Annotated in this window: 22 protein-coding genes and 3 pseudogenes; 6 read left to right on the top strand and 19 right to left on the bottom strand. The window is 56.5% G+C overall.

Annotated elements, in window-relative coordinates; all coding sequences use genetic code 11:
• Window positions 1–6: 6 nt before the first annotated feature.
• Complete coding sequence (locus ACA055_RS15685) at window positions 7–930, top strand: magnesium transporter CorA family protein (protein ID WP_497679470.1); 924 nt, start codon at window positions 7–9, stop codon at window positions 928–930.
• On the opposite strand, the gene ACA055_RS15680 is transcribed toward ACA055_RS15685, so the two are convergent.
• Window positions 911–1,243, bottom strand: a complete 333-nt coding sequence (locus ACA055_RS15680; RefSeq protein ID WP_497679469.1) for a DUF2834 domain-containing protein — start codon at window positions 1,241–1,243, stop codon at window positions 911–913. The two genes, ACA055_RS15685 and ACA055_RS15680, sit on opposite strands and share 20 nt — an antisense overlap.
• A gap of 248 nt (window positions 1,244–1,491) precedes the next feature.
• Here ACA055_RS15680 and ilvA point away from each other — a divergent pair.
• A pseudogene (gene ilvA / locus ACA055_RS15675) lies at window positions 1,492–2,487 on the top strand (threonine ammonia-lyase, biosynthetic); the annotation flags it as partial.
• 342 nt (window positions 2,488–2,829) lie between these two features.
• Window positions 2,830–3,099, top strand: a complete 270-nt coding sequence (locus ACA055_RS15670; RefSeq protein WP_497679468.1) for a DUF1652 domain-containing protein — start codon at window positions 2,830–2,832, stop codon at window positions 3,097–3,099.
• Window positions 3,100–3,162: 63 nt separating this feature from the next.
• Here the strand turns inward: ACA055_RS15670 and ACA055_RS15665 are convergent, their stop codons facing one another.
• Both ACA055_RS15665 and ACA055_RS15660 read right to left on the bottom strand, forming a co-directional pair.
• A complete protein-coding gene (locus tag ACA055_RS15665; protein WP_497684518.1) occupies window positions 3,163–3,294 on the bottom strand; it encodes a hypothetical protein in 132 nt (43 codons plus the stop codon).
• 91 nt (window positions 3,295–3,385) lie between these two features.
• The gene (locus ACA055_RS15660) at window positions 3,386–3,655 is read right to left on the bottom strand and encodes a DUF2790 domain-containing protein (RefSeq protein WP_497679467.1); all 270 of its coding nucleotides are present in this window, start codon (window positions 3,653–3,655) and stop codon (window positions 3,386–3,388) included.
• Between the two features lie 601 nt (window positions 3,656–4,256).
• On the opposite strand from ACA055_RS15660, the gene ACA055_RS15655 reads away from it, so the two are divergent.
• The 3 genes from ACA055_RS15655 (at window position 4,257) to ACA055_RS15645 (ending at window position 6,326) form a co-directional block, all read left to right on the top strand.
• Window positions 4,257–5,129, top strand: a complete 873-nt coding sequence (locus ACA055_RS15655; protein WP_497679466.1) for a polymorphic toxin type 44 domain-containing protein — start codon at window positions 4,257–4,259, stop codon at window positions 5,127–5,129.
• Between the two features lie 55 nt (window positions 5,130–5,184).
• Window positions 5,185–5,535, top strand: a complete 351-nt coding sequence (locus tag ACA055_RS15650) for a hypothetical protein (protein WP_497679465.1) — start codon at window positions 5,185–5,187, stop codon at window positions 5,533–5,535.
• 494 nt (window positions 5,536–6,029) lie between these two features.
• Window positions 6,030–6,326 carry a hypothetical protein gene (locus tag ACA055_RS15645; RefSeq protein ID WP_497679464.1) on the top strand — a complete coding sequence of 99 codons (297 nt, stop codon included), beginning with the start codon at window positions 6,030–6,032 and terminating at the stop codon, window positions 6,324–6,326.
• 165 nt (window positions 6,327–6,491) lie between these two features.
• Here ACA055_RS15645 and ACA055_RS15640 read toward each other — a convergent pair.
• The 16 genes and pseudogenes from ACA055_RS15640 to ACA055_RS15565 all read right to left on the bottom strand — a co-directional run.
• Window positions 6,492–6,734: pseudogene (locus ACA055_RS15640) on the bottom strand (type VI secretion system tip protein VgrG); the annotation flags it as partial.
• A 3-nt stretch (window positions 6,735–6,737) separates the two neighbouring features.
• Window positions 6,738–7,859 carry a type VI immunity family protein gene (locus ACA055_RS15635; RefSeq protein WP_497679463.1) on the bottom strand — a complete coding sequence of 374 codons (1,122 nt, stop codon included), beginning with the start codon at window positions 7,857–7,859 and terminating at the stop codon, window positions 6,738–6,740.
• Window positions 7,860–7,870: 11 nt separating this feature from the next.
• Window positions 7,871–9,160, bottom strand: coding sequence for a VRR-NUC domain-containing protein (locus ACA055_RS15630; RefSeq protein ID WP_497679462.1), 1,290 nt, complete (start codon window positions 9,158–9,160; stop codon window positions 7,871–7,873).
• A 3-nt stretch (window positions 9,161–9,163) separates the two neighbouring features.
• Window positions 9,164–11,407: pseudogene (locus ACA055_RS15625) on the bottom strand (type VI secretion system Vgr family protein).
• Between the two features lie 269 nt (window positions 11,408–11,676).
• Window positions 11,677–12,621 (bottom strand): carbohydrate kinase family protein, encoded by a 945-nt coding sequence (locus tag ACA055_RS15620; RefSeq protein WP_497679461.1) that lies wholly within the window; start codon window positions 12,619–12,621, stop codon window positions 11,677–11,679.
• A 13-nt stretch (window positions 12,622–12,634) separates the two neighbouring features.
• On the bottom strand, window positions 12,635–14,131 hold the full coding sequence (gene xylB, locus ACA055_RS15615) for a xylulokinase (protein WP_497679460.1): 1,497 nt from the start codon (window positions 14,129–14,131) through the stop codon (window positions 12,635–12,637).
• 184 nt (window positions 14,132–14,315) lie between these two features.
• The gene (locus ACA055_RS15610) at window positions 14,316–15,788 is read right to left on the bottom strand and encodes a mannitol dehydrogenase family protein (RefSeq protein WP_497679459.1); all 1,473 of its coding nucleotides are present in this window, start codon (window positions 15,786–15,788) and stop codon (window positions 14,316–14,318) included.
• Between the two features lie 30 nt (window positions 15,789–15,818).
• A complete protein-coding gene (locus ACA055_RS15605; protein ID WP_497679458.1) occupies window positions 15,819–16,922 on the bottom strand; it encodes an ABC transporter ATP-binding protein in 1,104 nt (367 codons plus the stop codon).
• Between the two features lie 33 nt (window positions 16,923–16,955).
• Window positions 16,956–17,786 (bottom strand): carbohydrate ABC transporter permease, encoded by an 831-nt coding sequence (locus ACA055_RS15600; protein ID WP_497679457.1) that lies wholly within the window; start codon window positions 17,784–17,786, stop codon window positions 16,956–16,958.
• 10 nt (window positions 17,787–17,796) lie between these two features.
• On the bottom strand, window positions 17,797–18,723 hold the full coding sequence (locus tag ACA055_RS15595) for a carbohydrate ABC transporter permease (RefSeq protein WP_497679456.1): 927 nt from the start codon (window positions 18,721–18,723) through the stop codon (window positions 17,797–17,799).
• Between the two features lie 228 nt (window positions 18,724–18,951).
• Window positions 18,952–20,262, bottom strand: a complete 1,311-nt coding sequence (locus tag ACA055_RS15590) for an ABC transporter substrate-binding protein (RefSeq protein WP_497679455.1) — start codon at window positions 20,260–20,262, stop codon at window positions 18,952–18,954.
• 354 nt (window positions 20,263–20,616) lie between these two features.
• Window positions 20,617–21,522: an AraC family transcriptional regulator gene (locus ACA055_RS15585; protein ID WP_497679454.1), complete on the bottom strand. Its 906-nt coding sequence runs from the start codon at window positions 21,520–21,522 to the stop codon at window positions 20,617–20,619.
• A 79-nt stretch (window positions 21,523–21,601) separates the two neighbouring features.
• The gene (locus ACA055_RS15580; protein WP_497679453.1) at window positions 21,602–22,492 is read right to left on the bottom strand and encodes a phosphatidylinositol-specific phospholipase C domain-containing protein; all 891 of its coding nucleotides are present in this window, start codon (window positions 22,490–22,492) and stop codon (window positions 21,602–21,604) included.
• A 96-nt stretch (window positions 22,493–22,588) separates the two neighbouring features.
• Window positions 22,589–23,443, bottom strand: coding sequence for a phosphatidylinositol-specific phospholipase C domain-containing protein (locus ACA055_RS15575; RefSeq protein ID WP_497679452.1), 855 nt, complete (start codon window positions 23,441–23,443; stop codon window positions 22,589–22,591).
• Between the two features lie 192 nt (window positions 23,444–23,635).
• On the bottom strand, window positions 23,636–24,928 hold the full coding sequence (locus ACA055_RS15570; protein ID WP_497679451.1) for a glycosyltransferase: 1,293 nt from the start codon (window positions 24,926–24,928) through the stop codon (window positions 23,636–23,638).
• 96 nt (window positions 24,929–25,024) lie between these two features.
• Window positions 25,025–25,390, bottom strand: coding sequence for a response regulator (locus ACA055_RS15565; protein WP_497679450.1), 366 nt, complete (start codon window positions 25,388–25,390; stop codon window positions 25,025–25,027).
• Window positions 25,391–25,580: the final 190 nt, after the last annotated feature.

Below are 25,580 nucleotides of genomic sequence, written 5' to 3'. Positions count from 1 at the left end.
CGGCCGATGATCAAGAGCTTTCAACTGATCCACGGCGCCCTGCACAAAGTCGAACGGCTGGACGCCGAAGTGATGTTGTTCAGTAATCCCGATGCGGCCGAACGGGACCTGCTGCACAGCCATTTCAAAGTTGATGAACACGCGCTGGCCTCGGCCCTGGACCCCGATGAGGTGTCACGCATCGAGTTTCACCCTGATAACCTGTTCCTGATCTGGAAACGCCCGGAAAACTATTCCGGCGCGGGCAGCCTGGCCTTCGAAGTGTCGTCCTGCGGTTTGCTGTTTTCCGAGCATCGTTTGCTGGTGATCGCCACCGACGACTCGCCGCTGCACGGGCTCGGCACCCGGCAGCGGCTGAACACGCCGCTGGATGTGTTGCTCGACCTGCTGTTCAACAACATCCATCACTACTTGGGCCACCTGAAGGTGATCAAGCTGGTTGCCCGGGAGTTGCAGCAGAAATTCAACGCGTCGATGCAGAACCAGCACCTGATCCAGATGTTCAACCTCAGCGAAAGCCTGATCTATTACATCAATGCGATTCACAGCAACGGCGCAGTCCTGACCCGGTTGCGCAATCACGCCGCAAAGGAACATTTCAGCGCCGAAGCCATCGGCTTGATCGACGACCTGATCATCGAAAACAACCAGTGCTACAAACAGGCGGAAATCTACTCCACGGTGTTCTCCGGGCTGATCGACGCCCGGGGCAACCTGATGAACAACAGCATGAACAACCTGCTGCGCAAGCTGACGTTGATCAATGTGGTGTTTCTGCCGCTGAACCTGATTGCAAGTATCGGCGGCATGTCCGAGTTCAGCATGATGACGGCGGGCGTGCCGTGGTGGGTTTCGTATCCGCTGTTTCTGACTACGATGATAATGGGGGCAGGGGTTATGGTGCTCGGGCTCAGGCGGTTGGCGAAGTAACGGCAGTTCTCCGATCCCGCAGGCCACGGACCACGAGGTACACCAGCGGCCCGATGGAGACGAAAACAGCGGTGATCAAAAGGTAGGGAACCACCGACCATCCCGACTGCCCGCGCTTGCGCGCATCCGTGTACATCCAGATGCCCGCGAGCGTCGCCAGCAGGTACAAATCAATGACCACCTGCGCCGTGTCGGGGCGCGACATCAGGCTGATGCCGAAGTCGATCAATGACTGTTCCGCCTGAAGCATCACCGAAATGGTGTAGCCGGCGAACGCGATCAGGGCAATGAGGGGCAGGGCGACAGACTTCATGGTTTCCTTCCTTGGGACAATGAGCAGAGTCGTCAGCCTACAGAGGCCAAGTAAAATTGGCCATTGACTTGCCATCTGCGCCCGGCTAATTTCCGGGCATGACTTCCACTGTATTGCGCTGCCAGCCAAGCATTATTACCGCCATTCCTTATTTGGCGGGCTAGCTCACGACTGCAGCACCCAACCCGCCCTAGAGGCGGGTTTTTACTTTCTGTCTCTTGGGCTCCGATCAACGTCAGGAGACGACCATGAGCAGCACCACCGCCCAGCAGACCTTGCTTGAGCACTACGTCAAAAAGATCCTTGCCGCGCCGGTTTACGAACTCGCCGTGCGCACGCCGTTGCAGGCGGCACCGGCATTGTCCGAAGCTCTGGGCAACCGAATCCTGCTCAAGCGCGAAGACTTGCAACCAACCTTTTCCTTCAAGATCCGCGGCGCCTACAACAAATTGGTGCAACTGAGCGATGAGCAAAAGGCGCGCGGCGTGATCACCGCTTCCGCTGGCAACCATGCCCAAGGCGTGGCATTGGCGGCTCGCGAACTGGGCATTGCCGCCACCATCGTCATGCCGTGCACGACGCCGGAATTGAAGGTGCTCGGTGTGCGCAGTCGAGGGGCTGATGCTTTGCTGCATGGGGACAGTTTTCCGTTTGCGCTGGGCTATGCGCTGAACCTGGCGCAAGAAACCGGGCGTACCTTTGTCTCGCCTTTCGACGACCCGGACGTCATCGCGGGGCAGGGCACGGTGGCCATGGAAATCCTTCGTCAGCACCAGGGGCAGTTGGACGCGATCTTTGTCCCGGTGGGCGGCGGTGGCTTGATCGCCGGAATCGCCGCGTACGTTAAATATCTGCGGCCTGAAATCCGTATTATCGGTGTCGAGTCAGAACATTCCGCCTGTTTGTCCGCGGCATTACAGGCGGGCGAGCGAGTTGTCCTGCCAGACGTTGGAACCTTCGCCGATGGCGTGGCCGTCGCCCAGATCGGCGCTTATGGTTTTGAGGTCTGCCGGTTCTGCGTGGATGAGGTGCTAACGGCGAGCAATGACGAACTTTGCGCCGCGATCAAGAATATCTACGACGATACCCGCTCGATCACCGAACCTTCCGGCGCCCTTGCCGTGGCCGGAATCAAGCAGTACGTGGCGAAAACCGGTGCCCGTGGCCAGACTTTGGTGGCCATCGATTCGGGGGCCAATATCAATTTCGACAGCTTGCGCCATGTTGCCGAACGCGCGGCAATGTGCGGCTGACGCCTTCGCGAGCAAGCCCGCTCCCACATTTGCCCTGAGTCGTTCACACGACCAATGTGGGAGCGGGCTTGCTCGCGAAGAGGCCAGAACATTCAACCCAACATCCGGATTTTTGCCGCGGCAGCATGCAAATTGCAGCCCCGGTACAAGCCATTCTTGCAGATTGCATGAGGCCGGTTACTTGCGGTTACGCTAAGCCGTTGATTTGCCGATGAGCTGCACGGCGAAATTCCGGGCATGTTTTATGCTGAACCTGAACTAAGCTGACCGGGGGATTTCATTGAGTCAGCATTGATGGTTGATGAGTGGTCTCACAATAAGGAGAGGGTTGACATGTTTCTTTCTGCCTTGGAACTTCGCAACATCATTGAAAGCAGTTTTCTGCCGAAACGCTGTCAATGCACGCTGTCGCCGGACCTGTCGATGACCGTAAAAGTGTACTCCGATCGCCAAACCGATCACCTCGATCTCATGGTGACGGGCATCAATGCCAAACACCTGAATGGCAGTCGGGAAATCAATGACCTGATTGCTGGACTGCGCACTGATATGCAGCTGCGGGCAAGTGCTCACACGTTGCATCCAGACCGGAAAGCGCTTTAACCCACGGTTTCGACCTCCACCGACACGCGCTAGGTCTGGAGAAATACCAGACCTAGCGCCAATTCAACCCCCCGCCAATTCAACCACCACTGGCCAGGTCGACAGCAACCAATCAGGCATCATCCCCCAGATCAGGGCCAACAGAAAACACAACGCGGCGGTAAACGTCGACAACGTGCGAAACGAGAACTGCATGGCGAATCCTTGCGGCAGTCAGGGAAGGCGCTAGAGCATAGCGCCAGATCCCTCGAGGGAAAGCCGCATCGTTTCTTTTCAGACTTTTCGGTCAGTTCTGAAGACTGCAGGCGTCGGATAATTTCCTGTAGGTGATATCGGAGGGTTTGCCGGTGGTGTCGACGTACTTCATTTCAGCCGTCACTACTTCGCAATACGGGGTCGACGGCTCGGTCAGCGAAACGACCTTGGCCACGTGCAGCGGCATGCCGTAGTGATACGACGGTACAGCTTGAGACGACGTGGTGTCGTTGGCTTGGGCAAGGCCGGCAACAGCGGTGCAGGCGAGGGCGGCGGTAACCAGCAAAGTGCGGATGTTCATGAGCGATCTCCGGTGCGGACGGAAAGTGAGCTCGACGTCGCGGACGTCGAACCTGCCGCACTGGGCGTCAGAAGTGTCTGAGGGCGTGCGGTCCAGTAAAGTTTTGGACCGCGGGGTTAAGCGATGGTTAACCCGGCTGAATACCGCCTGTCGTGAAGGGCGATTCTGTCAGGCGTTTTCGTTTGGGAAAGAATCCTGGATAGCTTCGGCTTGGTCCTACAAGGTTGGATGCTTTGTCGACTTTCGCCGGCAGAGTCTCAGTGATTACTGTTCGAACTCGCTGCAAAATCAGCGAACAGGTTTGGTTACCTGATGCCACCACATACATGTGCGCCATTATTCGCTAGGTTATTGTTGAAAGAAGGACATGGACCGTAAATCTGGGAGGTCCCGATATGGGGCTCTGCTTTACATACGTTTATTCATTTCAAAAGGAATTTGAAGCATGACCGTAGAACTCGGAACAACAGATATAGTAGGAAGGCGAGATGACTTCTCTCTGCTAACGACCCGCAACAAGGCAGTACGCGGTGGCCCTCTAATGCATGAAGACATACTTAGTCGTCTTATCGTCGCTCGAGACAATGTAGGGTAATGGATTTTGGATAATAAGGCCAGGCTAGATCAACAGCACGAAAAGAATATTGCCGCGATTGATTCGGAAATAGATTTAGAAATCAAGGCGGAAGGCGGATTGAATACGCCAATGGATTCTTCCACTCCAAATCAAACGATAACTAAAGAAAAAAATATTATTGTAAAACTTTATCTTGCGAAACAATCAAAAATCGATGATAAATCAAAGCGCTCGAAATCCTTGTTTAGAGGTTATGATGTGCTTGCTTCCGACAGAACAATTGCTGGGAGTTTTATACAAAGCAGCTTGGCGGGAATATATGTCAAAAAAAACCGACTCGTTGACTGGGCCAACAGCTATGAAGCCGCGAGGCTGGCTCAGGTGTACTCGGAAATAGCTCGTCGATTGAAAATAAAAGAACAGTTTTTGGCGCGCGTTGAAGAAGCTCAAGCCGCGCAAATAGCTCAGGCGGAACATCAGCTAATGACTGCGAAAGAGCTGGTTAACCTCAAACAGTATCCTGTTGCTCCGCCGGAAGTTTCTATAGACCAAAACCTGCAAGAATCCAAGGAACAGAACGAATATTTTAGCACCGGCGGTTCTGCTTTTCTGTTTAGCTGGTTTTATAAAAAAGTCCGAAATGGGGGTGATTGGGATTACAAACAACGTGGTCGCCAATATGAGAATTTTGGAAATTTTAACTATGGTGCTGTTGGTACAGCGGCAGGGATTTCAGAGGGGATGCTTTTGAGGGCTGCTGGAGCCGCACAGTCCGTAGCAGGAACCTCGGAGGCAGCATTTGATAAATGGTGGTCGGAATCGCCTTATGGCGATGATCCTGTTGATCAGGTATGGATTAAGGCAGGCATAGAGTATGCAAAGTCGAAAGGGTACTAAATGGCGTGTTTGGGGGCTTTTGGTTATATGTCTTGGTCAGGCGCTATATATATACATGTCTGCTCCAAACAGGCCAGAACCTGCCAATGTTGTCTCAATCACGAAAGTTGGTGAAGGTGGGGCTATATATGAAATCCTTTATGATTCAGGGGGCGCTACTGTGCCGTACATTTATCGGTACTTCCTCATGGATCTTCAGCGCACTGACGAGGACGCTCTTGAAAAGTCCAAGAAGACAGCACCATTCCTTGTCACAAAAGGTACTGAGGCTGTTCGTGGGGTTTCAGGCGATAGGGTTAAACTAAAGTCCGAAGAAACCATATACGATTTCCACAACACTGCGTATTTTAAGGTCGATGGCGAATTCAATGTCGTCAAATTTGATCTGGAGTCTACCGCTCCATAGATGTATAGGCGCAAATACACCGGCCTAGGTCGGTGTTTTTTTGCTCCATAAAACCTGCCCAATCTTCTACTTTCAGAACGCTGATCTCTTGCCCGCCATCGTTCTGTCGGGTATCGATCCCCCGGTTGAACGCCGCCTGTCGTGAGGGGCGATTCTGTCAGGCGTTTCATAGGGGAAAGAATCCGAGAATGCTTCGGCTTCGTCCTACAAGGATGGATGCTTTGTCGACTTTCGGCTGATGGGGCGTTGCGATTACTGTTTGGGCTCGCTGCAAAATCAGCGAACAGGTTTGGTCACCTGAAAATACTGTGCATATTTGTGCGATCATTCGCGCCGCGGACTTTTACGTCTTGTAGTGCGTGCAATGGTGGCTGTGTGCAGGACGCCTTCGGGCGAGCCGTTTGGGTGTTATCGGTTGACCAAGCCTGTACATAGCCGCCTCCATCGTTTGGTCACGGTGCTGGCGATTACTAATTAATACTCGAGTAATTACTATGCATGCGTTAAATCCTTTCCCCGATCGCTACCGTTCAATCAAAAGCAGCGTTACCGACTCAACGCCTTTGGTCATCGACACAGAAGCCAACCCCCAAGACATCCTCGAAGCCGCCCTCCAACGCATCCGCGCCTCCAGCGAGTTACTTGAAACGCTCCACTGCCAATGTTTCAAGAACGGTGACGTGCAGGACATTCCGTACATTACTCACGCCCTTTACCTGCTGACGCAGGACGGTTGCGATCTGCTGAAGGTTGCTCAGCAACGGATGCTTGGCTGGCAGGCACCGGCCTGAGGTTTGAAATTTACCGACAAATCCAGCGCCTTTTGGCGCTGGATTTTTTATGGACGGTGTTTTGATCTATTGGTAACGCAACTTGAGAGGCGTCGCGTCGTTTGTATCGGCGGTTGAGCCGCCAATACCTGAACGCAAAAAATAACAAGCCCAGTGCCAGGGCACGAGGACTTTGGGTTTCGGGTGTTCGAGGGCAGGGCGGTAGTGCGCGTCCCACGGCGTGGCGAGGAAGCGGTTGCGGTAGCCCTGGTGGAAATCATCTTTGTTCTGCGTGACGTCGCTGGTGACGTTTTCGCCGAGCACTTGCGGTTGCTTACCTTCGTGGATCACTTCCAGCAGCAGCCAGAGGTCGTTCCACTCGGCGCGCGGGTGTTCGGCCAGGGTCATGAAGTGGCCTCTGACCGGCAGCTCTTACTTTTCACCCGACCAATACCAAAGCGTATCTCCCCAGTTTGATCCGCTGAAACTCGGCAGAATTTCGCCCTGATTGAAGTAACGGCGGGATTCGGATTGAGCTGGACTAAACCAGTAACCCGCCACGCTGCATGGCTGACCGGCCTCAAGGCGTGCGGGGGTTTTTGATTGACTATCTTCTTGGTCGAAGCGTGCGTACCAGCGAGCGGTACTATCTTCTTCGAAGCAATCTCCATAAGGAGAATAAGTGTGCAGTTGATCCGGATTAGGGATACGCAGCGGCTTTACGACTCGATTGACTGCCACGTAGGCAGGAGGAAGTTGTTCGTCGGCACCCAAGTGAGGGAAGCCCCCCGCACGAATGATCAGCCCGTTGTCGTAACTCAATATCTCTACATCACCACGTCCACAAAAAGCATGACGTAGCAGGTCTTCGCCCCCCAGTCGCTCTACAAACTGCTTCCCAAGGACGGTGTACCAGTTCACGCCCTTAATGTGATCCAGCAGTTCTCGCTTGAAGTTGTGCACCATGGAGTCCACTTCAAGTCCGGAGAACTGTTGAGCCAGCTGAAATTCCATTGGCATGTAGCTATCGAAGTCATAAGGTAGAACACTGGAAAGGCCGCCATAACCATGTTCAGCTTTGACCTGGTTACAGAGGTAAACCAGCCAGTTCTGGTATCGAGCGACCCCGTCAGTTTCTTGCAACAAAGCCCAAGGCAAAGTGATCTTCAGATACGAGCGTTTCTGGTCGCCATGGACTTCAAAAGAGTTCAATGCCGAAAGGCTGTATTCAGCGGCCTCACTTGCAGTTGGAGCGCTGCTGATGTGCCACTCATATTGTTCGTTCGAATCAGTTCCAAGAATCTTGAGCATCGTTTTTTTGAAACTGTCGTCTGTCAGCTTCTTATAGCGACCATCGAATTGCCCTTTCAGATGTTGGCCAAACTCTTCCTTAAAACGGTCGAAGCACTCCATGACTTTTTTCTTGCTTTCAAGTAAGTAGCCTTCTTTAAAATACATCGTAGCAATCAGTCCTAGCCTGACGACTGGTGTGTTGTTCGGCAATTCAAAGGCCAAGTTTGGAGCTTGGTCAGTCAGTTTTTCCAATGCATTCATAGTCGTCTCTTCTATCCGGCAGTAGCTGTTGCAGTAACGACTGCACCACCCAAAATGCTGGCTAATAAGGCCCACGAAAACTGAGCCAGGCGCACAATAACCAGTAGGCCGGCAACAATGGTTGCTGGAATACCCGCTGCTACAAAGGCTGCACCGATGGCAAACGCGATTACTACTGTGGCTGCAGCGATTCCCAAATCGATCAAAATCTGTACCCAATCGATCTGACGGAGCATTTCCAGGGTTATGTCGGTGTAGCGTTGAACTTCTTTCCACATGGCTCTCAATTGCTCATCTGTCCAGCGAATGACCTGAGCCCCCGTTTCACTGACCCATTCCCAAGCTTTTTGCGATTCTCGTCGAACCCATTCACCTTTGACTCCGAGCCATGTTGCGGCTTCCTCGAGATGCTGTTGTACTTCCTGAGAAAGTTTCCGAATACCTTGAGCTCCTTGTTCTAAAAGGCCATCGACGGCCTCTTGGACCTGTTGTGTCCAGCTTTCAACATGGGCAGGCCTAGACGTCGGTGCTGGGCCATACGTGGGTACTGGAACAGGCGCGGGTCTTGGGGGCCCATCAGGATTTCTAGGAGGTAATAACACCGGCCATTGAAGAGGATTGAATTCTCCGGTTGGCTTGTGCTCTCTGTTGTACTGGCGATCACGTTCGCGATCGCCATCATCGCGGCAGTCGCTGATTTCCAAAACGGAGAACCGATTCGGCCCCCCCGCTATATCCAAGTAGGCCTCTCTCTGAGCCATTCCAAGCACGTCCCCAGGAAATTTCACTTCCACTAGACGTTCTAGGTTGTTCGGGTGAGCCATCCCCTGATGATCGGGGCCTGCCTGTCCTGGCCAGCGAATACTCCTATTTTTTACGATGATGACATCCGGACGCCGCAGCAACCCCTTGATTGAACCTTTAGGAAACGGAAACAAGGTATGGCGGCGTCCCGGATCGGGTTTCTCATCGTCGCCAAACCATGACGAACTTAGAAATGGCTTGGGCGGAAGAATGGCCATGTCAAAACAGACCTCAGCTTTGTAGTCCCAGCGAAAATCCCAGCGGTACTCGTCCGCTCGGATCAATCCACTCATAACCAGTTGCTTGAGTTCCAGGCCGGTGACACCACCGTCCTTTGCCTTTTTGATAGATAGCTTGGGAAACCGTGCTGCGTAATTGGCTTTCTCCATCAAATAAGGCTTGTTATCCGAATTTGGTAGCGGCGCGTCTTTGACCGTGCCCTCAATGCTGGTGTTGGTACAGCCTTGTGGTGTTTGAGGTGTTTGCATGACTGCCATGTATCAGCCCTCCGAGTTGGCGTCTTTGAAGTCCAGGGTCATTTCCTTCGGTGCACTTTCACCCGCTCTGATCAATGGCTCTTCAGGCTCTGGTTTGCGCACTGGCGTCAACAACTCCACTTCGGCCGGGTTGGTGCTATGTGCCTGAAAGGTTTTTCCTTCTTCGTTGGTGTAACCAGCAATACGTGCACCGTCAGGCAGTTTCAAAGTGTAAGGGCTCCCTACTAGCGGCTCACCCGTTTTTTCATCCTGGAGCACATAGCGTGCCTTATGACTGCGAGGGGAGCTTTCCAGTAATTTGCCTGATTGGTCTTTGTCAGCTGCTCCTGGTAGAACCGGCCCCAGAATTCGAATCCCGGTACCCGCACCAGGCGCGCCACCTGAATTCATCTTCACGTCAGCGCCGCTGATCGTCACACCCCCAGCATCCACCTTGACGAAACTCCCGCCAGCCTTGGCCGTCAGTTCCATCCCGCCTTCGATGACCACCTTGTTGCCGGCGTGGTAGTGAATCTCCTGACCGGCTTCAACGAACTGCGCCGTTCCGATTTTGATGTGTTGGGTGACGCCGACCGTGAGGTGATCATCAGCCCGCGCTTCGGTCTTGCGATCCAGATGCGTGAGGCGATGTTCTTCAACCTTGAACTCGCTGAACACCTTGGCCTCGACCGTGTCATGCCGTTCGTTGCCGATGCGGATTTTCTGGTCGTGCTCGATGTTTTCATCCCAGTCGCGCTGGGCATGCAGATAGATCTGTTCCGCGCCTTTCTTGTCTTCGATGCGAAATTCGTTATAGCCCTTGCCGCCCGGTGAACTCAGGGTTTTGAAGGTGCTGCGGGTTTTGTTCGCCGGCAGGTCGTAGGGGACGACGTTTTCCTTGTGGTACAGGCAGCCGGTGATCAGCGGTTGGTCGGGGTCGCCTTCGAGGAAGGTGACGAGCACTTCCATGCCGACGCGCGGGATGGCGATGCCGCCGTAGGCACTGCCGGCCCAACCGGTGGCGACGCGCAGCCAGCAGCTGGTGTTGTCGTCGGCCTGGCCGTCGCGGTCCCAGTGGAATTGCACTTTGACGCGACCGTATTCGTCGCAGTGGATTTCTTCACCCGGCGGGCCGGTGACGATGGCGGTCTGGCTGCCGAGGACTTTGGGTTTCGGGTGTTCGAGGGCAGGGCGGTAGTGCGCGTCCCACGGCGTGGCGAGGAAGCGGTTGCGGTAGCCCTGGTGGAAATCATCTTTGTTCTGCGTGACGTCGCTGGTGACATTTTCGCCGAGCACTTGCGGCTGCTTGCCTTCGTGGACCACTTCCAGCAGCAGCCAGAGGTCGTTCCACTCGGCGCGCGGGTGTTCGCTCAGGGCCATGAAGTGGCCGCTGACCAGCGTCGGCTCGTCGCCCTTGCCTTCGGCGAGTCTGTAGTCGCTGCGGTGGCGTTCCAGGGCGCGGGTTGCCAATTGTTTGCCACGGGCTCGGTCGGTGAATCGGCCGGGGTAGTCGTAGTCTTCGAGGTCCGGAGCGAAGAGGCTGGTGGCGGCGCCTTCAGGGAGGATGCGTGGTTTTTCGAAGTCATAGTCCCGGCGGCTGACGCGGGTAGTGCGGGTTTCCAGGCGCAGGTTGAAACGCTTGATCACCGGTTTCTCGGCGGCCATGCCGGAGTCTTGCTGGTAGGCCACGGGCGCGAGTTTGCGGAACCCGGTCTGGTCATCGCCGAACACCAGTTTGTGGCCGCTGGCCGAGTGCTAGAAATGGAAGTGAATGCCTTCTTCTTCGCACAGGCGTTGAATGAAATGCAGGTCGGATTCGTCGTATTGCACGCAGTAGACGCGCTCGGGATAGACCGCGCCGAGCTGGAATTTGTAAGCGTCGGCCAGAATGCCCCGAGCTTCGAGTACCTGGGCGATGATCTTTGGTACGGTCAGGTTCTGAAAAATCTGCTGGTCATGGTTGTGCCGCAGATAAGCCAGTTGCGGCACCAGGCTGATGCTGTAGCGGGTCAGGCTTTTGCCGGAGTCGCCTTGCTCGATGCGGTAGACCAAGCCGTGGATGATGCCTTTGCCCGTGGCGCCGAAGGTCAGGCAGGCGGACTTGTGCAGCAGCTCTTCGAGTTTCAGGTCGGGGCGGGCGCTGACGAGCTCGATGTCGAAACAGAACGGCTGATTGAGGGCTTCGCGACCGACGAAGCTGAGCACCTGAAGGTCAACGGAAACGCCTTCAAGCGTGAGAGAAATATGGGTAGCGTTCGCGTCCAGCATGCTTTTGTTTCCGTCCTTTGGATAAGCCGGGACGGATGGTGCAGGATTAAACTGCCTCGTTCAAGGCAGCAAGTTGGCATTTTCAAGCTAAAAGTCGTCTGTGGACTGATTTGCCCGGGAAGTGGGTGAGACCTGCTGGAATAGTTGGGTGAGGTAGACCGCTTTCGCGAGCATGCCCGCTCCCACATTGGATCGTTGTCGAACGCAAGGTCTGTGTTCGCAGGAGATCTACTGTGGGAGCGGGCTTGCTCGCGAAGGGGTCATCACATTCAGCGAGTTTCCAGCTGCTGCCGATACGGCAAATCCGGCCCGGTCTTGCTGCAGGTCAGTGCAGCGGCCTGCACCGCAAACCTGAGCATCCCGTCGATCTGCTCGTGATTGAGCTGCTGCAAACCTTCAACCGAATCCAGTCCCTGCTCGGTCAACCAGGTAATCAACGCAGCCTGGAACGTATCGCCAGCCCCCACCGTATCGGCAATCTTCACCGAGCAGGCTGGCACCGACCACGAACCATGAGCACGGCTGAACACCGTCGCACCTTCACCACCACGAGTCAGGAACACCAACTGGCAGCGATGCTGCAACCAGCCTTCGATGACCCGCGCCGGATCTTGTTCGGGATACAGCAGGCTCAAGTCCTCGTCGCTGACTTTGATCAAATCCGCCAGCTCGACCAACGTGGCCATTCGCGAGCGCCACAGGTCAATATTCGGCTCAGGGTTAAGCCGCACATTCGGATCTAGGCTGATCAAACGCTTGCCACTTTCCCGACGCACCAGCGCCAGCAACGTGTCGGCAATCGGTTGCACCACCAGCGAAAACGAGCCGATGTGCAAGCCGCGCACTTGCGGCCCGAGTTCCGGCAGATGCTCCAGTTTCAACTGCCGATCAGCGCAGCCTTCACCGCGAAAGCTGTAGTGCGGCGAGCCGTTGGCACCGACCGCTACCATCGCCAACGTGGTCGGTGCGGCGAAGTCCACGAGATAGTCCGGCCGCACGCCTTCGTCCTGCAACACCTGCTGCAAGCGCCGGCCCAGGTAGTCGGTAGACAACCCGGCAAACAGCGCCGCCTCCACGCCCAACCGGCGCAGACCCACCGCCACGTTGAACGGCGAGCCGCCGGCAATCGCCTTGAAATTCACTTTTGAAGCCAGGCCGCTGGCGTCGTCTTCACTGAAGAAATCGAACAGCGCTTCGCCACACACCAGATACATAATTGTTCACTCTTTAAAGGGTTGCGACATGCTGTTGATAGCGTTCATAGGCCTGCTGACAGGCCACTACGTTTTCGGCAATCGGCAAGGTTTCACTGGCCGGATCGAGCTTCACACAACGCTCGCACAACTGCGCCAGGCTGTCCTCGTGCCCGTTTGCCCAGGACTTGCACCATGCCGCCTGAATCGCCGCGCCCAGGGCGGCGGCTTCGCTTTGTTCGGTGCAGATCACGGGCGTGTTCATGATGTCGGCGACAATCTGCCGCCACACCGCACTTTTCGAGCCGCCGCCGATCAGGCAGATGCTGCGGCTTTGTAAGCCATTGTGGCGCAACAGGTCCAGTCCATAACGCAAACCGAAGGTCGTGCCTTCCACTACGGCGCGGCACAGGTTGGCCTGGGTCAGATTGGTCATGGTCAACCCCAGCAGGCTGCCGGTGGCATGGGGCAGGGCGGGCACGCGTTCACCGTTGAGAAACGGCAGCATGCACACGCCTTCGGCACCGATCGGTGCTTGTTCGACCAGTTCGTTGAATCGCTCGATATCCAACTCGAACAGCTCGCGAATCACACCGGTGACATTGGTCAGGTTCATGGTGCAGATCAGCGGCAGCCAGCCACCACTGGAAGAGCAGAACGTCGCTACCGATGCGTCCGCACTGACTTTCGGTTGATCGGCATAGGCGTACACCGTTCCCGAGGAACCGAGGCTCATGGTGATCGCGCCGGGCTTTATATTGCCGGTGCCAATGGCGCCCATCATGTTGTCGCCACCGCCGCTGGACACCAGCGCCCGGGGGTTGATGCCCAAGTGTTCGGCGATGCTCGGCAGGATCGTGCCGACGGCTTGATGCGCATCGATCAGCTCCGGCAGCGCGGCTTGCAGGCGACCGGTGGGATCGATGTCGCGCAGTAGCTGCAAGTCCCACTGACGGGTGCGCACATTGAAATAGCCGGTGCCCGACGCATCGCCGTACTCGCTGCAACTGCGGCCGGTGAGCCAATGGTTGAGGTAGTCGTGGGGCAGCAGAATGCGGGCGATCCGGGCAAACACCTGCGGGTGCTGCTCTTTGGTCCAGAGCAGTTTTGAAACGGTGTAGCCCGGCGCAATGACCACGCCCAGGCGTTCAAGCGAGCCTTTTTCGCCGCCCAGATGTTCCAGCAGTCGATCGTTCTCCGGGGTGGATTCGGTGTCGCACCAGAGTTTGGCCGGGCGCAGGACCTGGCCTTGGTCGTCGAGCAGCACCAGGCCATGTTGCTGACCGGAAACGCCGATGCCGAGGATGTCCTGACCGTCGACCTTCGCCGCGAGCAATGCGCGCTGGGTGGCAAGTGCGAACGCCTCCAGCCATTGAGAGGTGTCTTGCTCGCGGCGGCCATTGGCACCGCTGATCAAGGTGTGCGCGGCGGCACCCTGGCCGAGCACCTCGCCGCTGACGGCATCGAGAATAATGGCTTTGGTGCCTTGGGTGCCGCAGTCGATGCCGAGGAATAGTTGTTGGTTTGCCATGGAAGATCCTTGGATCGTCGGGTCGATTTCAGTGCACATTCAACATCCATGTTGCTTGTCAGTCCGCCATCGCGGGCAAGCCCGCTCCCACAGGGTTCTTCTGCGAACACAAATTATGTGAACAACATTGATTACTGTGGGAGCGGGCTTGCCCGCGATGACGGCAGATGTTTCACCGCAGGGCTCAGGCCAGAATTCTCTCCAGCGTCCGCGTCACCCCCACATCCCGCAAGCTGTTACAGCACCACTCAAACGCCGCGACAAATTCCGGCGAGTGAGGAATGGCCGTACCAAAGATCTCCTCAACCTCCAGCAAGCGCTGGGTGATCAACGCATCATCGGCCACCAGTGCCTGGCAGAACGTCGCCCGTGGATCAGGAATCGAGTACGTATCGCCATTCTCATCCACACCCTTCAAGTACAGCGCCCACGCAGCCACCACCAGCGCTGCACGCTTGGTCTCGCGGCCATCGGCAATCAGACGGTTGATGGTCGGCACTGTGAACTTGGGAAACTTCGATGAGCCGTCCGAACACACGCGCTCCAGCTGATCGGCAATCGCCTGATTGGAGAAGCGCGCGACCAATGTGTTCTTGTACTCGGTCAGATCAATTCCCGGCACCGGCGACAGTTGCGGCGTCACGTCCAGGTCCATGTAGGCGCGCATGTAACGCACGAACAGCGGGTCGTTCATGGTTTCGTGAACGAAGCGGTAACCCTTCAAAAACCCCAGATACGTCAGGGCCAGGTGGCTGCCGTTGAGCAGTTTGATCTTCATTTCTTCATAAGGCGTGACGTCGTTGGTGAACTGCACGCCCACCTTTTCCCAGGCCGGGCGACCATTGACGAACTTGTCTTCCAGCACCCATTGCACAAACGGTTCGCAGACCACCGGCCAAGCGTCGTCGACCCCATGCTGGTCGGCCAGTTGCAGGCGATGCTCGGTGCTGGTCATCGGCGTGATGCGGTCGACCATGGCGTTGGGGAAGCTCACGTTGCTGTCGATCCAGTCCCGCAGATCGGCGTCGTGCAGGGCGGCGAAGGCGAGCAAGGCTTTGCGGGTGACCGCGCCGTTGTGCGGCAGGTTATCGCAGGACATCAAGGTGAACGCGGGTGTGCCGGCGGCGCGACGTTTGGCCAGTGCAGCGCAGAGAAAACCGAACACGGTTTTCGGTGCGCTCGGGTTCGCCAGGTCGTGCTGGATTTGCGGCAGGTGCGCCATGAACTCGCCGTTGCTGTCATCGATGCAGTAGCCACCCTCGGTGATGGTCAGCGAGACGATGCGGATTTCGGGGCTGGCGAGTTTATCGATCAGCGCCAGGGCACTGTCTTCGGCCAGCAGCATGTCGCGGATGGCGCCGATGACTCGCACTTCGGTGTCGTCGGTATCGCCCAATTCGAACAGGGTAAACAGGTAATCCTGTTCTTGCAGATCGTCATGGGCGCGACGGTCTTCGGCGCGCAGGCCGACCCCGCAAATCGCCCAATCCAGACCTTCGCCCAAGTTCATCAGTGCATCGGTGTAATACGCCTGATGGGCGCGGTGGAAACCGCCGACGCCAATGTGCGCGATGCCGTGGCAGGTGTCGCTCAGGGCGTAGGCGGGCAGGACCACCTCAGGGGCGAGGCGATTGAGGTTCTGTTTATTCAGTTTCATCACATGCTCTCTAAAATCAGGCCGCGACGATCAGGCGGCAACGCGCAACGGGCGGGTCAGCGCCACGCCGTCGGCATCGAATAAATGGCAGTGCTCGGCGTCCAGGTGCAGGCTCAATGTCTCGCCGTAACGACTCGCCAGATCGCCGCGAACACGCATGGTCAGGGCTTCGCCGGACGAAGTCAGGACGTGGCAGAAGGTGTCGCTGCCCAGGCGCTCGCTGACATCGGCGGTGACCTGCAAGGTGCAGTCGCCGGTTTGTGCGAGGTTGAGGTGTTCCGGGCGAATGCCCAAGGTCACCGCGCCACCGACGCTCAGGTTGGCGCTGCTCAACGGCAGGCTGATGCGGGTGCCGGCATCCAGCAGCACTTCACAGCTCTGGCTTTCGACGCGGGTGACTTTGCCCTTGAGGAAGCCCATTTTTGGCGTGCCCAGGAAGCCGGCGACAAACAGGTTGGCTGGTTGGTGATACAGGTCCAGTGGCGAGCCGACTTGTTCAACCTTGCCGCCATTGAGTACGACGACTTTATCGGCCATGGTCATGGCTTCGACCTGGTCGTGAGTCACGTAGATCATGGTGGCTTGCAGGTCTTTGTGCAGTCGCAACAGTTCGAGGCGCATCTGCACCCGCAGGGCGGCGTCGAGGTTGGACAGCGGTTCATCGAACAAGAAGATTTTCGGATTACGCACGATGGCCCGGCCGATGGCCACGCGCTGACGCTGACCGCCCGAAAGCTGTTTCGGCTTGCGTTCGAGCATCGGCCCGAGCTCAAGGATGCGCGCCGCTTCGCCGACTTTCTTCTCGACTTCAGCTTTCGATACGCCGGCCAGGTCGAGGGCAAACGACATGTTTTTACGCACACTCATGTGCGGGTACAAGGCATAGGTCTGGAACACCATCGCCAGGTCGCGCTTGGCCGGGCTGACTTCGGTGATGTCGCGGCCATCGAGTTCGATGGTGCCGCCGCTGACTTCTTCAAGGCCGGCGATCAACCGCAGCAAGGTGGATTTGCCGCAGCCCGATGGGCCGACGAACACCACGAACTCCTTGTCGTTCACTTCCAGGTCGATGCCTTTGATGATGGAAAAACCTTCGAAGCCTTTTTGCAGATTCTTGATTTTCAGGTTGGCCATGGTGGCGCTCCTTTTGTGCTAATTCTTTGAGGGCTATTTCACGGCGCCAAACGAAAGGCCGCGGACCAGTTGTTTTTGGCTGATCCAGCCGAAGATCAGGATTGGCGCGCAGGCCAGGGTCGACACCGCCGACAACTTGGCCCAGAACAACCCTTCGGGACTCGAGTACGAGGCGATCAACGCGGTCAGCGGCGCGGCTTTGGACGAGGTCAGGTTCAGCGACCAGAACGCTTCGTTCCAGCACAGGATCAGCGACAGCAACACCGTGGAGGCCAGGCCGCCCTTGGCGATCGGCAGCAGCACCCGGACCATTTCCTGCCACAGCGTGGCGCCATCGAGGCGCGCGGCTTCGAGGATGTCCTTGGGAATGTCTTTGAAGTAGGTGTAAATCATCCAGACCACGATCGGCAGGTTGATCAGCGTGTAGATGATGATCAGGGCGATGCGCGTATCGAGCAGGCCAAAGCTCTTGGCCAGCAGGTAGATCGGCATCAGCACGCCCACTGGCGGCAGCATCTTGGTGGAGAGCATCCACAGCAGCGTGCCCTTGGTGCGCTGGGTTTCGTAGAACGCCATGGAGTACGCCGCCGGCACCGCGATCAGCAGGCTCAGGGCCGTGGCGCTGAACGAAATCACCACCGAGTTCCAGGCGAAGCTGAAGTAGTCGCTGCGCTCGTTGATGTGCAGGTAGTTCTCCAGCGTCGGCGTGAAGAGGAACTGCGGTGGCGTGGCGAAGGCGTCGATTTCGGTCTTGAAACTGGTCAGCACCATCCAGAAGATCGGGAAGAAGATCAGGATCGCGATGGCCCAGGCCAGGGTGCCGAGCAGCAGGCTTTGCAGACGACGGGATTGTTGAAGAGTCATGGCGCAGGCCTCAGGCTTTGTCTGTCAGGTTTTTGCCGATCATTCGCACCAGCACGATGGCCGCGATGTTGGCGATCACCACAGCGATCAACCCACCGGCGGACGCCATGCCGACGTCGAACTGCACCAGCGCCTGGTTGTAGATCAGGTACGCAAGGTTGGTCGAGGCGTAGCCAGGGCCGCCGTTGGTGGTGGTGAAGATTTCGGCGAACACAGAGAGCAGGAAGATGGTTTCGATCATCACCACCACCGCAATCGGCCGCGCCAGGTGCGGCAGGGTCAGGTGCCAGAAGATCGCCACCGGCCCGGCCCCGTCGAGGCGCGCGGCTTCTTTTTGTTCCTGGTCGAGGGACTGCATGGCGGTCATCAGGATCAGGATCGCGAACGGCAGCCATTGCCAGGAAACAATGATGATGATCGATAGCAACGGGTAGTGCGCCAGCCAGTCCACCGGCTGCGCGCCGAACAGCTTCCAGACGTAGGCGAGAATCCCCGAGACCGGATGGAAAATCAGGTTCTTCCAGATCAGCGCACCGACCGTGGGCATGATGAAGAACGGCGAGATCAACATCACCCGCACGATGCCGCGACCGAGAAACTCGCTGGCCTCCAGCAAGGCACTGATCAACACACCAAGCACCACGCTGATCAGCAACACGCTGCCCACCAGCAACAGGGTGTTGGTGGCGCCGGGCATGAACCCGGAATCGCTGAGGAAGTAGGCGAAGTTTTCCAGCCCGACGAACTCGTTTTCACCGGGGTACAGCAGGTTGTAGCGGATCAGCGAAAAGTAGATGGTCATGCCCAGCGGCACGATCATCCACAGCAGCAACAACGCCACCGAGGGGCTGACCAGAAACCAGCCGGGGTTGGTCAACCGGCTTTTACGCACCGGTTGCGGAATGTCCATGTGAGCTTTGGCAGTTGAAATATTCATGGCGTTAAAACCGTTTGGCTACAGGCAGGTGAAGATCAAAATGTGGGAGCAGGCTTGCTCGCGAAGAGGCCGGTAGATCCGATGCATCTTCAGCGAGTGGAACACCGCTTTCGCGAGCAAACCCGCTCCCACATTAGTGGCGTTGAACCTGTGGGAGCGTGGCTTGCCCGCGATGGGGGCAACTCGGTGTCCAGACAAACCAGGACAGCTGCTCCCACCGCACCGTTACTATTTGGGATAACCGGCGCGCTTCATTTCGCGTTCGGTGGTTGACTGGGCGGCTGTCAGCGCCTGGTCGACCGTGGTCTGGCCGATCAGCGCCGCCGAGAACAGCTTGCCGACCTGGGTGCCCACGGCCTGGAATTCAGGAATGGTCACCAACTGGATGCCGATGTACGGCACCGGCTTGGCGCTCGGCTTGCTCGGATCGGCGGCCTTGAGCGATTCCAGCGTTACCTTGGCAAACGGCGCCGCGCTCATGTACGCCTCGCTGTAGGTCGAGGCCCGGGTGCCGGGCGGCACATTGGCGATGCCGTCTTTTTCGGCGACCAGCGCACCGTATTCCTTGGAAGTGGCCCAGGTGCTGAAGGTTTTCGCGGCGTCCTTGGCCTTGGAACTGGTCGGAATCGCCAGCGCCCAGGAATACAACCAGGCCGAGCCTTTGTCGGTGGTCTCATGCGGCGCGAAGGTGAAACCGACGTGCTCGCTGACCTTGCTTTGGGTCTTGTCGGTGACGAAAGACCCCGCGACGCTGGCATCGACCCAGATCGCGCACTTGCCGCTGTTGAACAGCGCCAGGTTCTCGTTGAAACCGTTGCTCGATGCGCCCGGCGGGCCGGATTTCTTCATGGTGTCGACGTAGAAATTCAGCGCGTTTTTCCATTCCGGTCCGGTGAATTCCGGCTTCCACTGCTCATCGAACCAACGGGCGCCATAGGCGTTGGCAACGGTGGTGACCAGGGCAATGTTCTCGCCCCAACCGGCCTTGCCGCGCAGGCAAATGCCGTACTGTTCTTTGTCTTTATTAGTGAGTTTGCTGGCGAATTCGGCGATCTGAGTCCAGGTCGGGCGCTCGGGCATGGTCAACCCCGCATCCTTGAACAAATCGGTGCGGTAATAGGTGATCGAGCTTTCAGCGTAGAACGGCAGGGCGTACAGCGAACCCTTGACCGACAGGCCTTCACGCACCGACGGGAACACATCGTCGAGGGCGTAGCTGGCAGGCAAGTCCTTCATCGGCTCCAACCAGCCTTTTGCGCCCCAGAGTGCGGCTTCGTACATGCCAATGGTCAGCACATCGAACTGTCCGCCCTGAGTGGCAATGTCGGTGGTCAGGCGTTGGCGCAGGACGTTTTCTTCCAGCACCACCCAATTGAGCTTGATGTCCGGGTGCTCGGCCTCGAAAGTTTTCGAGAGCTTTTGCATGCGGATCATGTCGCTGTTGTTGACGGTGGCGATGGTCAGGGTCTGGGCGCCGAGGCTGACGCTGCTGAGGGTCATGCAGGTGAGGGCAAGCAGAGCTTTTACAGAAGGTTGCATCGTGCACTCCTTTTCTGCACCCGGCGGGTTACAGAAGGACAGTTATTGTTTTTGTGTCTTCCGATGACAGGAAGAATGTGCACTGATTACAGCCTTCAATTGATGGCGTGACAAATCATCCGTCGCACTTGAATCGATACTATTTTGCACTGGAGTTGAGGGCGAGAGGTGCATGGCACGGCTTTTTGGCCGTCTGCATCGATTGATTCCGTACAGGTTTTCGGGTGTAAAACCGAATATATACGCCATCCACGTGGGAGCGGGCTTGCTCGCGAAGGCGGCTTATCATTCAACATCCCTGTTGTCTGACACACCGCTTTCGCGAGCAAGCCCGCTCCCACATTTGATTGTGTTTTAACCTAGATTTTGTTCGGTCAACCGCTGCACCGCCAACCGCCGGTAGTGCGACGGCGTCATGCCCTTAAGCTGCTGAAATCTTCGATTGAAGTTGGAAATATTGTTGAAGCCCGACTCGAAACACACATCGGTCACCGGTTTGTCGCCATCAGCCAGCAACTCGCAGGATTTGCTGATGCGCAGGCGATTGACGAACTCGATGAAGCAGCGCCCGGTGGCCTGTTTGAACACGCGGCTGAAGTAAGTCGGCTTCATGCCCAGGTGCTCGGCGACTTCCTCCAGCGGCAGATCCCGCGCGTAGTGGGCAAAGATGTAATCCACCGCCCGGTTGGTCCGGTCGATGTTGTGCTCGTCGGCCAATTGCGGCGTCGTTGCGCCGGAGAGCAACTGATAATCGTCAGAAGCCGCCAGCAACTCCAGCAAGATGAAAAAGTGCCCGAGCCGGGTCACGCCTTTGGTATCGGCAATGCGCTGCATGAGGCTCATTGCCTGGCGGATGGTGCGCTTGCAGCGAAACTCGATGCCGTACTGCGCACGCTCCAGCAGCGGTGCCAGGGTTTTTAGTTCGGCGAACACCAGATGGCCGCTGTCGAACAATTCGTCCGTGAAGTTGACCAGCATGTCGCGCTTGGGCACCACTTCGTCTTCGGCCACCTGGCTGATCCAGTTGTGGGGCAGGTTGGGGCCGGTGAGGAACAGGGTTTCCGGGTAGAAGTTGCCGATGTAGTCGCCAATGAACACCTTGCCGGAGCTGGCGACGATCAGGTGCAGTTCGTATTCCTTGTGGAAATGCCACCGCACCAACGGGCAGGGGAAACCGTGCTGGCGATAGATGATGGACAACCCGTTGTGGTCGTCCATCAGTTCGTAGGAGGGGTCGGTAACTCTGGCGGTTCGGGTCATGTCAGGGCGCTTTTTTTGTTATCGCACCCTGATCATGCCCCTTTCGAGGCCGCAATTGCCAGTTTGCAACGACTGACGCCTAGCGCATGCGCCGCGGCTCATGCAAGGCACCGCCGTAAACGGCTTTCATGCTCGTGGCGCTCCAGCAGTATCGGACGATTTCAGATTCGTCGAAAAAGTCGGTACTGATGATGCAGCAGCGCGTCACCCAGTCTGCTGTCGTGTTGAACCAGGCATTGATGTGGTTATTTATACGTCCAGGCCCACCCAGTATCGAATAGGTGGTCGCTGACAACGACCATAAAAACGTTTCGTAGGGCGCATCCTCCAGGTTTTTTTCAATGTGGCGGCGCAGCTCGGCGGTATCGGTGAACGTCCTGTCGTGCCATTTGTGCACGACCTTTGACCAGAAGTATTCACCATCAAGCCCCGTGGCATAACGTGCAGCCATCAAGATCCTGCGACGTGAACTGGATCGCTTGAGTTCTCCCACTGTTTCATAGGCGTAGGAGGGTGGAATGACTCTCGGCCCGAGCCGCCGCACGAGCTGATCATTGAGTTTTTTATAGTCGAAGGGCTTGTCGCCATCGCCCAATTGATGGAAGTCCAGGACGATGAATTCGTCCGGGTTTTGATCAAGGAACGTCAACACGGCTTCGATCAATTCGTCCAGGACGCGATGTGACTGAAAGCCATTGTGATGAAAGTAAAACACCGAAGTATCCAGGCCAGCTGTATACCCGAGACGAATATCGAAAGCTCGTGCCCCATTGGCAAGTTGCCAGGCAAATGAATCATTTTGACAAGTCACCCAGTTGCCAACAATCACCTCATGGTTGGGGGCTTTTTTATCCATGCCGGCGTTATGAACGCCGGGCCAGACAATATCAGTCAACTTCAATTGATCGATATCGATGGCAATGCTCATCCAGTTTTGTTTGTTAAGCATTTCTGTTGCGCTGTGAGTCATGGCTTTTCCTTGCTCTGATTTTTCACTCCGTCCGTGGGATGAAGGGGGCAGATGTGTAATGCGAAGTTATCCAGTTTGATATAGCAAGGGTGTTATTTATTTACTGCGTGCAGTTGCTTTGATTGTGTTAGCAAACCAGCAGTTGGCCACGAGATCCGACTCTTCGAAAAAATCCGCATTGATAATGCTGCAGTCGGAGATCCAGCGGCCGTCGACGGGATCAAACCACCGATTGAGGTGTTCCTTGATGTCCACCGGACCTCCGGCGAGGTGATAGCTGGTCGCGGAGAGGGACCACGGCGCCAGATAGTAGGGCGGGTATTGCATCACTCGAGTGATGTGAGCCTCAAGTTCACTGACGCTGGTGTCCCGAATTCCGCTCCATTGGTGCTCGATTTTCGGAAGAAACCAGACCGGATCCAGATGCCAGTGCCGCTCCGCAGCCACCCAAACTCGCTGGAAGCGGCTGATCCGCTTCAGTTGTCCGAGACTCAGGGGCCTGTTGCGCGAAGGAATGATTCTCGGACCCAGGTGTGCCCATAAAAATCGACTGAATTCCTTGTGGTCAAATAATATTGTGTCGGATTTCAACTCATGGAAATCCAGAAGTACAAATTCATCAGGGTTTTCCTCCAGAAACCGGATCAGGTGCATGACCAGGTTTTCCAGGGATCGGGAAGAGCGAACGCCGTTGTGCTGAAACCAGAACATACTCATTCCTCTGGAGTCGACGGCATATTCGAGCCTTACATCGAGCGCGCGAGCGCCGTTTCGCAATTGGTTGTAAAAGGAGTTGTTCTGGCAAGCAGCCCAGTGAGCGATGCCCGGTGCTGCGTAAGTGGCTTTTTTGTCGACGCCGGCATTATGGGCGCCTGGCAGAATCAAGTCGCCGAGGGACAAAGAGTCAATGCTCGGAGTTGCGCCCATCCAGTTATTGAGTGCGTTAGTCATCGATGCATCCTTGCATGTGTCAAAAAAAGTTAATAAGTAAGTTGCCGGGCTCGAATAGTTTGTTCGAGTGGCAAGTTGCAGAGCTTATATCGATATCAAGATAAGCCAAGTGGACGCTTGATGCAGGAAGTGTCTTGCTGGCTTTAGGGTGGCCGCCAATTAAGTTGGCGGCCCGTACACATAATAAGATTTTTAATTAAGTTGGTTCTTTGCCTCAATCCATTGCGCCATGTATTGAGTGCTTTTGTGTTGATGATGGCGCAACATACTGCCGGTAAAGTTATCCCGCCTAAGTTGAGCCAAATGCTGTTGGCAGTGGATCAGTTTCTCCATCAGCGTCGCCCCGTGCATTGATTGCTGGTAACGCTTGGCCAGGAGTTCCTGCCCGTTGGCCTGGGCGGTCAACCATTGAGCCTTGTCGTTATAGAGTCCCACGGCGCAATTGGCGAACTCGCGGGCGGTGCGGGTCACGGCGCCGGGCCATGGTTCCTCGCCATGCATGCCTTCAGCACCCATCGGCGTGGTGACGTTCGGCGTGCCGCAGAGCATGGCGTCGAGGATTTTGCCTTTGATGCCAGCACCGAAACGCAACGGCGCCAGACACACCCGTGCCGCGGACATCACTTGCAATGCGTCTTCTGCCCAGTTCATCACATGAAAACCCTGGGCCGGATTGTGCAGCGCGGTGGCCTTGGGCGGGGTGTAAGCGCCGTAAATGTGTAATTGGGCGCCGGGCAGTTGCTGACGGATCAGTGGCCAGATCGTGGTTTTCAACCAGAGCACTGCGTCCCAGTTCGGCGCATGGCGGAAGTTGCCAATATGCAGAAAGTGCGCCCGCTCTTCGAACGGCGCGGGCGAGCTGGTTGGCAGATCGACCATCAGCGGGCACCAGTGCAGCAGGCTGCGTGGCAAATTGAACTGCTCAACCAGCAATTCGATTTCCACCTCCGAGATCATCAGGTTCAGGTCACAACGATAAATCGCCGCGATCTCGCGTTTGGCCAGATCGGTGTCGGCCATGAACTCAAACTCTTCACGCAATGCCGGAGCGAACAGTTCGTTGAAGTCATTGGCGTCGTCACTGGCCTTCAAGCGCGCCTTGAGCCGCTGATGCCGGGCATCGCGCAGACTTTGCAGGTCAACGGTCTCAAGCACACGCAAGGCATCGGGGCAGTGCTTTTCAACGCGCCAGCCGAATTGCTCTTCCATCATGAAGCGGTCGAACAGCACGATATCCGGAGCCAGTTCGCTGATAAAGGTATCGAAACTGCTGTTGTTCAACTCGATCGGTACTTCTCGGATACCCAGCGCTGTCAGATCCGCCCGGTGTTCACCGGTGCCGGCCGGGCTACTGAAAGTGATGTTCCAGCCTTGCTGCAAAAACGTCTCGAGGATTTGCATCATATGCCCGCCCGCCGCAGAAGAGCGGGGTTCGGGCCAGACGTAACCAATGACCAGGACGTTGGTTGCGCGGGGCTGACTCATGAACGGGATTTCCTTGAAGCAGGCAGGGGAGGGGATAAGAGCGGGGCGCCATTAAACCACAGGCAATGGCAATCCCTGAGCCCGCGCCAGCAGAGACTAGGTTTTCGGAAGCATCCCCTTGACCTTGTCCCGCAGCTGATCGATGGAAAACGGTTTGCCAATCACCTGCATGCCTTCCGGCACATCAATACTTTCGGCATAGCCACTGGCGAACAGGATGGGCAACTCGGGGCGCAGCATTCGTGCCTGTGTGGCCAGTTCACGGCCGTCCATTACCGGCAGGCCGACGTCGGTCATCATCAGGTCAATGTACTGATCTTCATCGTTGAGAAACTCCAATGCCTGTTCGCTGCCATCGGCCTCAAGCACTTTGAACTCCAGTTCCTCCAGCACATCAACGATCAGCATGCGCACGATGGCATCGTCTTCAACTACAAGGATGATGGACGCGTCGGAGGACATAGTAGGGGTTCCCAAAGATTGAATTTCGCGGTTGCCGGTCGACTGAAATCGCCGGTCTCTTGCATGAGTAAGTAGCGGAACCTGACAAGTTCCCGACCCGGCAGAAAAAAGAATAGCTGCACAAGCGCCGGCAGGATAACCGCTCCTTGGCGCAGGCGTTGCTGAATGTAGGATTTTGCGCGAAAAGGTG

The sequence above is a fragment of the Pseudomonas sp. LBUM1657 genome (assembly GCF_059716075.1).
The sequence above is the reverse complement of the archived record's forward strand: the minus strand, read 5'-3'. Positions and strand labels throughout refer to the sequence as shown.